This window comes from Demequina lignilytica (assembly GCF_030418375.1).
GTDB lineage: Bacteria > Actinomycetota > Actinomycetes > Actinomycetales > Demequinaceae > Demequina > Demequina lignilytica.
Genome location: NZ_JAUHPZ010000002.1, coordinates 237,067 through 249,246, shown reverse-complemented (window position 1 = coordinate 249,246; position 12,180 = coordinate 237,067). Strand labels below are relative to the sequence as shown.

Sequence of the window (12,180 nt, the reverse complement as noted above, 5' to 3'; positions counted from 1 at the left end):
TAAGGTATGCGGCGGACCGTGCGGCGACACCCGGCGCGCATCGAGCGAAAAAGGTGCGTCGCACGTCTACGCTGAGGGACCAAGGGCCCTCAGCCCATCGACGTGCGGCGCGTTCCGCCGCGCCAACGAGAAGAAGGAGAGCCACATGGCTGACAAGTACTCGGGCGAGTTCTACTGCGTGAAGTGCAAGGAGAAGCGCGAGACCGAGGGTGACGTGGTCATCTCGGAGAACGGCCGTCGCATGGCGAAGGCGACCTGCCCGGTCTGCGGCACCAAGCTCAACCGCATCCTCGGCAAGGCGTAAGCGCCCCAGGATCTCAGGCGAAGGCCCGGCCCCTCAGGGGGCCGGGCCTTCCCTCGTCTCCGGGGCACATGACCCTGTGGACAGCCGGTCCCATGTGCCCGGCCCGTGCCAGCGTGAGGGCATGCGGCTGCTCCCGGGCGCCGCGCTCCTGTGGCGCGGCGGCGATCGTCACCAGGTGGGGCTCGCTCGCGCGCTCCCGCTGGACAGCGACGATGCGCGCGCGCTCGCGCGATCCGGTGGCGCCGTGCCGCGGGACAGGCCCCGCTTGGCGGCGCGGCTGTCGCGCGCCGGGCTCGTGGCGCCGGAGCCGCTCGCACCGGTCCGGGTCCGGGTCAGCGGACTGTCGGCTTCCGGGGTCGCCGCCGCCGAGGCGCTGGCGCGCGCGGGCGCCTCGCTCACCCTCGTGGACCCGGCGGTGGACGATGCGGGCACGGCCGAGCCCGGCGTGCTTCCCGCGCTCGGCCGGGGCACCCGCGCCGAGCGCGCCTCGCGCCTGGTCCGGGAGCTGCGCCCCGGGGTCCGCGTGGATCTCGACCGCTCCCGCGCGGTCGACAGCGAGGTGGCGGTCGCGGTCGGATCGCTGCCTCCGGTCGACCTGCACCGCCTGATGGTGGCGGACGTCCCCCACGTGGCCGTGCTCGTGGACGAGCGCGGGGTGACCCTGCTGCCGGTCACGCCGGGGATCACCGCGTGCGTGCGGTGCCGCGACATCGTCCGCACCCGGCTCGACCCGGTGTGGCCGCTCCTGCTGCGCCAGTGCGAGCCCCTCGCCCCGCGTGCCGATCCCCGCGACGCTGCGGTCGCGGGCGGGCTCGCCGCGGCAGCGGCGCTCACGCTGGCGCGAGGCGGCCTGCCCCCGGGATGGCGGGTCGAGGCCGGGCGCCCCTCACCGCTGTCGCTCGCGGCGGAGCCGGCCTGCGGGTGCGGCGCGGCGGAACGTGAGCCCGACGGCTACGCCCGCTCGGCGTGATGCTGCTCGACGATCTCGAGGATCGCCCTGCCGTACCGGTCGAGCTTCGAAGCCCCGATCCCCTGCACGCGGGCGAGGTCGCCCAGGGTGGACGGCCGGGAGCGCGCGATCTCCACGAGGGATGTGTCCACGAGCACCGTGAAGGCGGGCTTGGCGTCCGCCGTCGCGGTCTCGAGCCGCCACGCCTTCAGCGTCTCGAACAGGCGCAGGTCGTCCGGGCCCAGGTCGGCGAGCCTGGCGTTCGCCGCCTTGCGGGGCGTGCGACCCGGCCGCACGTCGGGCCACTGCTGCTCGAGGAACCGCGTGCGGGACCGGGTGGCCTTGCCGCCCGACTTGCGGGCGCGGGCGAAGCTCAAGGCGAGGTGCTCACGCGCGCGCGTGATCGCCACGTAGAGCAGGCGCCGCTCCTCCTCCACCGCCTCGTCGGTCTCGGCGAGGGAGATGGGCAGGAGGCCCTCCGAGCAGCCGACGATGAAGACGGCGTCCCACTCGAGGCCCTTGGCGGCGTGCATCGAGGAGAGCGTGACCCCCTCCACCGCGGGGGCGTGCTGCGCCTGGGCCCGCTCCGCGAGGTGCTCGACGTACTCCCGCATGGTCGCCGCTCCCCCGGCATCGGCCGCCACGTCGTCCGCGAGGTTCACCAGCGCCTGCAGGGCGTCCCAGCGCTCGCGCACCGCGCCGCGCGCTGTCGGCGGCTCCTCGGTCCAGCCGACCCCGGTGAGCGCATCCCGCACCTGCTCGCCCAGAGGGCGGTCGTCCGCGGCGACCGCGGCCCCCCGCAGGAGGACGATCGCCCGCCGCACCTCCTCGCGGGCGAAGAACCGCTGCCCGCCGCGCACGAGGTAGCCGATGCCGCGCTCGGCGAGCGCCTCCTCGAGCGCCTCCGACTGGCTGTTCGCGCGGTAGAGGACGGCGATCTCCGAGGCCGGAACCCCGGCGGAGATCAGCGCCTCGATGCGGGTGGCGACGCCCGCGGCCTCCGACTCGTCGTCGTCGTACGCGGTGAACGACGGCGCCGGCCCCGAGGGCCGCTGGGCCACGAGCTCGACGCCCGCGCCCGCCGCCCCGCGGCGCCTCATGAGGCCGTTGGCGAGGCTCACGACCTGCGGCGTCGAGCGGTAGTCCCGCACCAGCCGGACCTGCGTGGCGTCCGTGTAGGTGCGACCGAAGCCGAGCAGGTGCTGCGGGCTCGCGCCGGCGAACGAGTAGATGGTCTGCGCGGGGTCGCCCACCACGCACAGCTCCCGCCGGCCGCCCAGCCACTGCTCGAGCAGGAACTGCTGCAGCGGAGAGACGTCCTGGTACTCGTCCACCACGAAGTGGCGGTACTGCCGGCGGATCTGATCGCCGACCTCGTGGTGGCGCCCGATCACATCGGCGAGCAGCAGCAGGATGTCCTCGAAGTCGAGCACGACCGCGTCGGTCTTCGCCTCCTCGTAGGCGCGCATCACGTCCACGACCTGCGCGGGTGCGAGGCCCGCGGGCGACGGTCGGCCCTGCCGTGCGATGGTCGACGCGTAGTCGGCCGGGTCGACGAGCGAGACCTTGGCCCACTCGATCTCGGCCGCGAGGTCACGCACCATGAGCCGGTCGACACGAAGCCCCGACGCGTTCGCGGCGCGTCCCACCAGCGGCGCCTTCTGCTCGACCAGCGACGGCATCTGACCGCCGACGACCTCGGGCCAGAAGTAGCTGAGCTGGCGCAGCGCCGCGGCGTGGAAGGTACGGGCCTGGACCCCCGCGACGCCGAGCGCGCGCAGGCGCTGACGCATCTCCCCCGCCGCGCGAGCCGTGAACGTCACGGCGAGCACGGACTGGGGCGCGTAGGCGTTGACGCGGACCCCGTACGCGATGCGATGGGTGATCGCGCGGGTCTTGCCCGTGCCCGCGCCCGCGAGCACGCACACGGGCCCGTGGAGCGCGGTGGCGACCTCCCTCTGCTCGGGGTCGAGGGCGTCGAGGATCTGATCGGCGGACATCGCGGTCATTGTGTCAGGACCGTCGGACACTCGATGCCCTCGGACGGCGAGCGGGGGACGGCCGCGGCGACCTATCGGGGCAGCCGGCCGCGACGCACGTCCTGCCACCGGCCGATGTCGCGCGCGAGCGCCTCGAGCTCGCCGACGCGGGCCACGAACCGCGCGACGGTCTCGGCACCTGCCTGGTCGGCGGGCGGGGGCTCGCCGCGCCACCGCGCGAAGGCGTCGGGCGTGATCGACCATCGGTTCCACGCCGCACGCTCCACGGCCGGGTACGCCGCGATGCTGACGATCTCCCAGTCCGTGGCGACGCAGAAGCCGAGCAGTCCGTTCTCGATGAACACCCGGAGCTCGTGCGCCGACGCGCCGTTCTGGACTGCCGCGACGCCGTATCCGCGTCCCTCGACGCCTGCGGCCAGGGGCCCCGTCACCACGGCCATCACGCTGGCGAACGCGCCGAGCTCGATCATGGCCCCTCCCGTCGCACCCGTCGTGTCCGTCCCCACGCGCGCGGGCCGTGCGGCGAGGGTACCGGTCTAGACGTCGACCGGGCCTCCGGCGCGCGGTTCCGGAAGCGGCCCGCCGTACCACTCCTCCAGCATCCGGCGCGCGACCGACCCCTTGGGCGCGAGCACGATGATCCCGTCGCGCACCTGGGGACCGATCTCCTCGCGCGCCACGAATCTCGCCTCCGCGATCTCGAGGCCGTCGACCTCGATCGCTGTCGTCGCGGTGCGGGCGCGGAACGCGACCATGACCGAGGCCGGGAACGGCCAGGGCTGGGAGCCGAGGTACTCGACGTCGGTCACCTCGAGCCGCGCCTCCTCCCACACCTCACGGTGGACCGCCTGCTCGAAGGTCTCACCTGGTTCGACGAATCCCGCGAGGTGCGAGAACCGTCGTGGGGACCAGTGCGCGGCATGAGCGAGGAGCAGCCGGTCGTCCGGGTCGGTGACCGCGACGATCATCGCCGGGTCGGTCCGCGGGTAGTGGTCGCGTCCGCAGGCGTCGCACCGGCGTACCCAGCCGCCCAGGGTCGGGGCGGTCGGTTCGCCGCAGAGCGAGCACCGCGGGTGGCTCGCGTGCCACTGGGAGATCGCGATCGCGGTGGTCGCGAGCTCGTGATCGCGCGCGCCCTCGGCGCCCCGGTCCCAGAAGCCCGCGAGGAGGTCCCTGAGCCCCCGCATCGTCTCCCCGCCGATCCCGTCGTGGTCCGTTCCGAACGCGGGGTCGGAGGGCACGAGCGCGACCAGGTCGCGGGTGCCGTCCCGTCCCAGGTAGACGCGCAGATCCGCGGGGGGCTGCGATGCGGGCGCGAGCTCGATGAGCCGCCCCTCCGCAGCAAGCACGCGCCCGTCGCGGACCACGATCGCGTCGCATGCGGCGAGGTCGACGGCGTCTCGGCGCTCCGCGGCGCGGTCGACGGTCGAGGGCAGGTCCAGTGGCCAGGGATTCCTCACCCGATCACCGTACCCGTCGCCTCCTCCCGGACCGTGCGGGACCCGTGCGGCGTGGAGCGTGGCGTGCACCCCGTTCACGCTCTACCGTGAGGGCGTGCCCCGCTCACCTCTCGCGCTCGCCGCCCTGGCCTCGGTCGCCGTGCCCGGGCTCGACGTCTACGACGTGCTGCGCAGCCCGCACACCGACGCCGACTTCGAGGTGGTCGTGGTGAAGGACGCCACCGGCAAGCGCTGGCTGGTGCGTGCTCCCAAGCGGGCCGCGGCGGGCGCGGCGCTCGAGGCCGAGAAGGGGCTGCTGTCCGCCCTGGCCCGGGCGAAGGAGGCCGGGCTGGTGACCTTCGACGTCCCCCATCCCGTCGGGGCGGTCGAGCTCGGTCGCGACGAAGGACGGGCCGTGGTCTACACGGAGGTGCGCGGCGCTCACCTCATGCTGGCGGCCGTGCAGCCCGGACCAGGACTGGCGGCGTCGCTCGGACGCGCGCTCGCGCAGATCCACGAGCTCCCGATCGCCGTGGTCGAGGACCAGGGCCTCGCGTCGTACTCCGCCGAGGAGTACCGCGAGCGCCGGCTCGCGGAGCTCGACGCCGGGATCCAGACCGGCAAGGTCCCGCCACGGCTCGCCGACCGCTGGGAGCACCAGCTCGAGAACGTCTCCTGGTGGCGCTTCGACCCGACCGTGGTGCACGGCGACATGGGCGAGCACCAGCTGTACGTCGCCGACGACGAGGTGGTGGGGATCGTCGACTGGATGGACGCCCGCGTCGCCGACCCGGCGGACGACCTGGCGTGGCTGGTGGCGTCCGCAGGCGAGGACGTCCTCGACTCGGTGGTCGAGGCCTACACCGTGAGCCGGCGCGAGATGCGCGATCCTCACCTGATCGACAGGGCGCGGCTCGCGTCGGAGATGGCCCTGATGCGCTGGCTGATGTACGGCGTCCGCACCGACAACGCCGACGTGATCGCCGACGGCGAGGGCATGCTCGCCGATCTCGAGGCGATGCTGTTCGACACCGAGGACTGAGCCGGTCAGCTCCTGCCGCGGATCAGGCCCTCGATCTGGTCGCGCGAGAGCAGCTGCTCCGGGAACACGGTGCGCCCGTCCCTGACGTAGTGGAAGGCCGCGTCCACGTCCTCCAGCGCCGCGCCCGTGTAGGTCGCCCAGGCCAGGCGGTAGACGGAGAGCTGCACCTCGCGTGCGGCGCGCTCGGCCGGGTCGCGCGGGGGTGCCCCCGACTTCCAGTCGACCACGGTGACGCGCTCGAGCCCGTCGCCGGGCGGGAACACCGCGTCGATCCGCGAGCGGACGGTCACGCCGGCGAGGGGGACCTCCACGTCGACCTCGATGTGGCTCGGCGTGCGGAGCCGCCACGGCGACGCCTCGAACGCGGCCTTGAGCTCCTCGATGGCGTCGTCGTCCTCGCCCGGGCCGAGGTCCGCCAGCTCGATCAGCGGCGTGTGGCCGTAGCGCGACTCGATCCAGGCGTGGATGAGGCTTCCGCGGCGGGCGGCATCGGTCGGCTCCGACGGGAGCGGGCGGCGCAGCTGGGCGGCGAACGCCTCGCGATCACGTCGGATGGACACGAGCGCGGACGTCGAGAGGTGGGCGGGCGTGCGCACGTCGCCCGCCCCGGCGCGACGCTGAGCGCGCTCGGTGAGCATGGCCTCCACCTGCGCGCCGGATGGGAGCGCGGCCCATGCAGGCGACGGGTCGCCGGACGCCCGGATGCGCTCGACGCGGCCCGCCAGCTCCCGCCTCGCGAGCTGGGCCGGGGTCGGCGGACGCGGCCACGTCTCGGGCGGCGCGTGGCGCTCGTTGCGCGCGTCGTCCGCTGGCGCCGGCGCCCACGCCGAGGTATCGATGAGGCCTGCCTCGACGAGCTCCTCGAGGTAGCTCGAGGGCCGGCGCGGCTTGACCCCGTCGGTGAACCAGGAGGCCGAGAGCAGCACGTGCGACCGCGCGCGCGTCACCGCGACGTAGAAGAGTCGGCGCTCCTCCTCGACGCGGTGGGACCCGCACTCGCGCTTGAACTCGCCGATCGACGCGGCGAACGTCTGCTGATCGATCGCCTCGCGCCACTCCCACAGCGGCAGGTCGTCCCGGTCCAGCCGGAGCTCGTAGGGGAGCTCGAGCCCCCGACCCGAGTACCAGCCGCCGTCGGAGTACCAGTCGCGGGTGGGGGTGGGCGCGTCGACGGACGGGAAGTGCCCGTCGACCAGCCCCGGCACCGCGACGACGTCCCACTCCAGACCCTTCGAGGCGTGCACGGTCAGCACCTGGACGGCGCCGGGCTCGGGCTCCTTGACCGGCAGCTCGAGCCCGGACTCCTCGCCCCGGGCGGCGTCGAGCCAGGCGAGGAAGGCCCCGAGCGTCACGTGGTCCGCGCCGGCGGCGAACTGGCGCGCGGCATCGATGAAGGCGTCGACGTTGCGCGCCGCACGACCGTCGGGGCGAGCGACGGCGGCCTCGATGTCGAGGCCCCAGGCGCGCTCCGCGGTGAGGATGAGCTCGCCGAGGGGCAGGTAGGTACGGGTGCGGATCGCGTCGATCGCGTGGTGGAGGGCGACGAGCCTGGCGCGTGCGACGACGCCGAGCTCGCGTCCGTGACGGGACCGCCAGCCCGGCGGCGGCGGCGAGGCGATCGCGTCGACGATCCCCGCCTCGGTCTCGCGCTGCTCGCGCGGGCCGGCGAGCTCCTCCGCCCAGTCATGCAGCGCCGCGAGATCTCGGATCCCGAGCGCCATGCGCTCCGACGTGAGCAGGCGCATCGCCGAGTCTCCGCGGGAGGGGTCGTGCGCGACCTCCAGGAGCGCGACCAGGTCCGCGACCTCCGGGGTGTCGACCAGCCCGCCGAGGCCGACCACCTCGTAGTCGAGCCCGGCGGCGGCCAGGGCCTCGACCACGGGCGTGAACTGCGCCTTGCGCCGGCACAGGACCGCGGCCGTGGCGGTGGCCTCGTCATCCGTCAGCTCCGCGAGGCGCGCCTTGAGCCACTCGACCATCCGCGACGCCTCGACCACGTGGTCCTCGGCGACGAGGCTCGCGACGGCGGGTGCGCGGCGGGTGGGCTCGGGACGCCCGAGCTCCTCGCCGCGCGACCGGAGCGGGTCGACGTGGACCCGTGAGGACTCACGGAGCGGTCGTGCGGCGGCGTTGGCGACGTCCAGGACCGCGCGCTCGTTGCGCCACGAGACGGACAGGCTCGCCACCTGCACCTCACCGGGGCCGCCGAACTCCTCGACGAACATCGGCAGGGCGCTCTCCGACGCACCACGGAATCCGTAGATGGCCTGGTGGGGATCGCCCACCGCCATCACGTGGTGCGACCGGCCGAACAGCCGGGCGAACAGCCGGAGCTGGCCGGGCGACGTGTCCTGGAACTCGTCGAGCAGGATCGCCCGATAGCGGCCCCTCTCGATCGCCCGGACCGCGGGCAGGCGCGACAGGTCGACCGCGAACCCGACCTGGTCCGCGAAGTCCAGCTGCGACGCCGCGCGCTTGCGCCGCTGGAACTCGGCGACCAGGTCGGCCATGCCCGCAAGGGTGCGGAACCGGGTCAGGGACTTCGCATGGGCGTTCGGCGTGCCGTTGCGGGTCACGAGCGGGCCGGGCACCGTGTCATCACCCTTCCCCGGCAGCGCCTCGATCCAGGCGATCGCCTCCCGCGCCCAGCTCCGCAGCTCGGCGGGGGTGCTCTCGTGATCGCGGAGCTGGCCCGCGAGCCTGGGGATCGCGGCCGTGAGCGTGCTCAGCGCGGCGTCGACATCGAGGTCCTCGGTCCACGAGCCGACCACGTCGTCGGCCAGCTGCCACAGCGCTGCCTGCGTCAGCGTGGCGGCGTCCGGGTCGATGCCGAGACGCAGGCCGTGCTCGGCGACCAGCTGGGCGGCGTAGGCGTTGTACGTCGAGACAGCGACCGGGGGGCGCCCGGCGTCCGCCCCGAAGACCGTGGCGATCCGCCGTTCCGCGCGTTCGGCGATCTCGGCCGCGGCCTTGCGCGTGAACGTCAGGCACAGGATCTCGTCCGGCGCGATGGGGGTGCCGAAGAGGCGCTCCGCATGGTCGAGGAGCGCGACGATCCGCATCGACAGCGTCGCCGTCTTGCCCGATCCGGCCCCGGCGACCACGAGCATCGGCTCGAGGCCCGCCTCGATCACGCGCGCCTGCTCGGCCGTGACGGAGATGTCGGGATCGACCAGGGCCATCAGCTCGGCGGCGGTGCGCGCGCGCCCGCGAACGGTCCCGTCCTCCACCGGGTCCTGGGCCGTCATCCGTCGCTCACCTGACGCCCCTCCGGCCACGCCGGGCAGCTGCGCCTCACCGGGCAGAATGTGCAGCTCGGGTTGGGCGTGGCGAGGAACTCGGGCCGCGCCATCACCTCGACCGCGTCCGCGAGGCGGGCACGCGTCGCCTCGAGATCCACGGGCGGCTGCGCGCGCTCCCCCGCCGCCTGCGCCGTCGTGCCGAGGAAGACCAGCGACGCTCCCGAGGCGGCCTCGACACCGGGGAACGCACCGTGGGCGGCGGCGAGCTGGTACATCGCGAGCTGGGCGTGATCCTCGGCCTCCTTCTGAGTCACGGGGCTCCCGGTCTTGAGGTCCACGATGCGCGCGGCGGCGTCGTCGACCTCGACCCGGTCGGCGCTGCCCGCGAGCCTCGCCCCGCCGATGTCGACGGCGAACGGCTGCTCGACGCGCACCTCGCCGGGGACTGTCGCGACATAGCCCGCGAGGCGCCTGACCATGTCCTCTGCGCGCTCGCGGAGGCGTCGATCGGGCCACGTCTCCGTCCCGGCCACGTCGCCCCATCGCTCGTCGAGCGCGTCGAGCAGCTCGACGGCGGTCCCGTGCGGGAGCTCCGCGGCGATCTCGTGGACCACCGTGCCGAGCGTCTGCTTCTCAGTCGCCGACGGCGTGCCGCCGACGCTCTGCAGGGCCCACCGCAGGGCGCACGTCTCGAGGGACTCGAGCTTCGACGGGGACACCCGCACCGGGGTGCCGTCGTCCCACATGCCGACCGAGGAGGACGTGGGCGGGACCCCGTGCCACTCGCGCGGATCGGCGCCGGCGACGTCCGCATCGGCGAGGCGCGCGACGAGCGCGGCATGCCCGTCGCGCTCCGTGGGCGCGAGGCCCGGGTCCGTCGCCGCGACACGCGCGTGAACGACCGCTCCTCGCAGGTCCGCCACGGTCACGATGTCGTCGGCACGCTCGGCTCGCACCCCGGCGGCCTCCCCGCACCAGGCGAGATAGCGCGACGGCCGGGCGTCCTCGCCCTCCTCGCACGAGAGGATCAGCATGCGACGTGCCCGGGACACCGCCACCGCGAAGGCCCGCGTCTCGTCGTCGAGCACGGCGCGGCGGGACTCCCGTGCACGGACGGCTCGGTCGCCGTCGGGGATCGGCGCGCGGTCGGCGCGACCGGCGAGCACGTCGGCGAGGTGCTGCGCGCCCAGGACCGAGTCGCGCAGCCGCAGGTCCGGCCACACGCCCTCCTCGAGCCCCGCGACCACGACCACGTCCCATTCGCGACCCGACGCGGACGCGGCCGTCGAGAACGCGACGGCATCCTCGACCCGGGCCCGCGCGCCGAGCGAGTCCGCCGCGAAGTCCTGTCCCTCGAGGTGCTCGACGAACGACGCCACCGAGGCGTGCGGCATCCGCTCGGCGAAGCCCTGGGCGGCGCGCAGCAGCGCGATCACCGCGTCGAGGTCCGCGTCGTCCCGCGCGGAGCCCGCGAGCGCGGCGGCGCGCCAGGAGTCGGCGACGCCGAGCGCGGCCCAGGCCGCCCATGCGACCGTTCCCGGTGACGCGCCCGGGAGGCGCGCGGCCTCGGTCGCGTCGGCGAGCGCGCGCGTGGCGCGCTCCGCGATCCGTGCCTCCGCGGACCTCACGGCCGCCCATCCGTCCTCGCGTGCCATCGCGTCCACGAGCAGCTCCGCGGAGCCTCGCGTGCCCTCGGACTCGCGCTCGACCCTGACGAGGGCGCGTCGCAGGCGGCGCAGCGCGACCGGGTCGAGTCCGACGATCCGCGAGGTGAGGAGCTCGACGGACTGCTCCTCGGTCCACTCGGGACGGTCGCCGCGGGCGGCGCTCGCCGCGCGTCGCATCAGCGTGAGGAGGGGCGCGACCGCAGGCTCGAGATGGAGCGCGGTGCCCTCGCCCAGCGTCTCGCACGGGATGTCGAGCGCGGCGAGGTCGGCGCGGAGCTCGCGCAGCCGCGACGTCGACCGCGCGATCACCGCCATCTCGCCCCACGGCACCGGCGGGGCCCCGTCGAGCCCGTGGCGGGCCGCACGCAGCGCGCCCGCGATCGCCCGCGACTGGGCGTGGCGATGCGCGGCGGTCACGATCCTGACAGCGCCACGCGCATCGTCGACCGTCTCGGCACGCCCGCGCGGCGACCCCTCCCCGACGGTGCGGATCCGGGCCGTCGCCGCCGCCGTCACCGCCGCGAGGGCTCCCGCCTGGCGGTGCGACGGGCCCAACCGGTGCAGGCGCGCTCCCCAGCCTCGCGGCGCCGGAGCCGTCGCATCGTCGAGGACCCGGGGCATCGCGCCGCGGTAGCCCTGCACGGACACGTCGGCGTTGCCGAGCAGGACAAGACTCGCGCCCCGCGCCGCGCATGCGCGCAGCAGGTCGACGCCTGCGGCGGTCAGCTCCTGCGCCTCGTCGACCACGACGAGGTCCCACTCCGGGGCCTCGCCGTCGGCCAGCTCCTCCCAGGACCGCAGCACGTGGGCGGCCTGCGCGACCACGACCGCCGGGTCGAAGCGGTCACCCTGATCCGGGGTGGAGGCGAAGGAGCCGAGCACCTGGTCGTACTCGCGCATGACCTCCGCGGCGGCCTCCCACTCGGGCCTGCCGACGTCGCGCCCGAGCTCGGCCAGCTCGTCGGGGATCCGCCCCGCCTCGCTGGCGCGCATGATGACGTCACGGAGCTCGTGACGGAATCCCGCGAGCGCGGTCGCCTCGGGCGGCACGAGTCCGTTCCAGTCCGGGGCGGCGCCCTCGCCGCGCGCATGCCCGTCGAGGAGCTCCCGGAGGATCTGGTCCTGCTCGGCTCCGGTCACCAGCCGGGGCGGCGGCTGGCCCCCGGCGACGGCGAGCGCGGTGAGGATCGCATGGGACGCCGAGGCGGCCGTGCGCACGACGGGGGCGCCGACCGGCCGGTCCAGCAGCAAGGAGACCCGGTCCCGCAGACGCGCGGCGCTCGCCCGCGTCGCCGCGAGGACCAGGACGCGCGCGACCGGGGTGCCCGCTGCCACCGCCTCCAGCGCGGTGGCAGCGGCCACGGTCGTGGCGCCGCTGCCCGGCTCGCCGACCACCACGTGGTGGCCTCCGTCGGCCACCGCCGCGAGCGCCGCGCGCTGGTGCGCGTCCAGCTCCGGCACGCGTGGCGGCGCGGCCGGGGGCACGAGCCGCAGCGAGGTCATGCGGCCATGGAAGCACGCGGGTCGGACATCGCGA

8 protein-coding genes are annotated in these 12,180 nt (G+C 75.0%); 3 read left to right on the top strand and 5 right to left on the bottom strand.

Features of this window, described 5'->3' with window-relative positions; all coding sequences use genetic code 11:
• The first annotated feature begins 145 nt into the window (after positions 1-145).
• Positions 146-304 carry a DUF5679 domain-containing protein gene (locus tag QQX13_RS04795; RefSeq protein ID WP_301119828.1) on the top strand — a complete coding sequence of 53 codons (159 nt, stop codon included), beginning with the start codon at positions 146-148 and terminating at the stop codon, positions 302-304.
• A gap of 121 nt (positions 305-425) precedes the next feature.
• Positions 426-1,274: a hypothetical protein gene (locus tag QQX13_RS04790; RefSeq protein ID WP_301119826.1), complete on the top strand. Its 849-nt coding sequence runs from the start codon at positions 426-428 to the stop codon at positions 1,272-1,274.
• Here the strand turns inward: QQX13_RS04790 and QQX13_RS04785 are convergent.
• From QQX13_RS04785 to nudC, 3 genes are all read right to left on the bottom strand, one after another.
• The gene (locus tag QQX13_RS04785) at positions 1,256-3,253 is read right to left on the bottom strand and encodes an ATP-dependent helicase (protein WP_301152646.1); all 1,998 of its coding nucleotides are present in this window, start codon (positions 3,251-3,253) and stop codon (positions 1,256-1,258) included. The two genes, QQX13_RS04790 and QQX13_RS04785, sit on opposite strands and share 19 nt — an antisense overlap.
• Before the next feature lie 71 nt (positions 3,254-3,324).
• Positions 3,325-3,723, bottom strand: a complete 399-nt coding sequence (locus QQX13_RS04780) for a hypothetical protein (RefSeq protein WP_301152645.1) — start codon at positions 3,721-3,723, stop codon at positions 3,325-3,327.
• Positions 3,724-3,789: 66 nt separating this feature from the next.
• Positions 3,790-4,713, bottom strand: coding sequence for an NAD(+) diphosphatase (gene nudC / locus QQX13_RS04775; RefSeq protein WP_301152644.1), 924 nt, complete (start codon positions 4,711-4,713; stop codon positions 3,790-3,792).
• A 94-nt stretch (positions 4,714-4,807) separates the two neighbouring features.
• On the opposite strand from nudC, the gene QQX13_RS04770 reads away from it, so the two are divergent.
• Positions 4,808-5,734 (top strand): phosphotransferase, encoded by a 927-nt coding sequence (locus QQX13_RS04770; RefSeq protein WP_301119818.1) that lies wholly within the window; start codon positions 4,808-4,810, stop codon positions 5,732-5,734.
• Positions 5,735-5,739: 5 nt separating this feature from the next.
• On the opposite strand, the gene QQX13_RS04765 is transcribed toward QQX13_RS04770, so the two are convergent.
• Both QQX13_RS04765 and QQX13_RS04760 read right to left on the bottom strand, forming a co-directional pair.
• On the bottom strand, positions 5,740-8,982 hold the full coding sequence (locus tag QQX13_RS04765) for an ATP-dependent helicase (RefSeq protein WP_301119816.1): 3,243 nt from the start codon (positions 8,980-8,982) through the stop codon (positions 5,740-5,742).
• On the bottom strand, positions 8,979-12,146 hold the full coding sequence (locus QQX13_RS04760; RefSeq protein ID WP_301119814.1) for a UrvD/REP family ATP-dependent DNA helicase: 3,168 nt from the start codon (positions 12,144-12,146) through the stop codon (positions 8,979-8,981). The genes QQX13_RS04765 and QQX13_RS04760 overlap by 4 nt, the downstream gene beginning before the upstream one ends.
• Positions 12,147-12,180 lie beyond the last annotated feature (34 nt).

Bases quoted from the DNA above. Each gene is read 5' to 3' on its own strand.
- QQX13_RS04765 (WP_301119816.1), bottom strand. From the start codon at position 8,982: ATGACGGCCCAGGACCCGGTGGAGGACGGGACCGTTCGCGGGCGCGCG.
- QQX13_RS04795 (WP_301119828.1), top strand. From the start codon at position 146: ATGGCTGACAAGTACTCGGGCGAGTTCTACTGCGTGAAGTGCAAGGAG.
- QQX13_RS04760 (WP_301119814.1), bottom strand. From the start codon at position 12,146: ATGACCTCGCTGCGGCTCGTGCCCCCGGCCGCGCCGCCACGCGTGCCG.
- QQX13_RS04790 (WP_301119826.1), top strand. From the start codon at position 426: ATGCGGCTGCTCCCGGGCGCCGCGCTCCTGTGGCGCGGCGGCGATCGT.
- QQX13_RS04785 (WP_301152646.1), bottom strand. From the start codon at position 3,253: ATGTCCGCCGATCAGATCCTCGACGCCCTCGACCCCGAGCAGAGGGAG.
- QQX13_RS04780 (WP_301152645.1), bottom strand. From the start codon at position 3,723: ATGATCGAGCTCGGCGCGTTCGCCAGCGTGATGGCCGTGGTGACGGGG.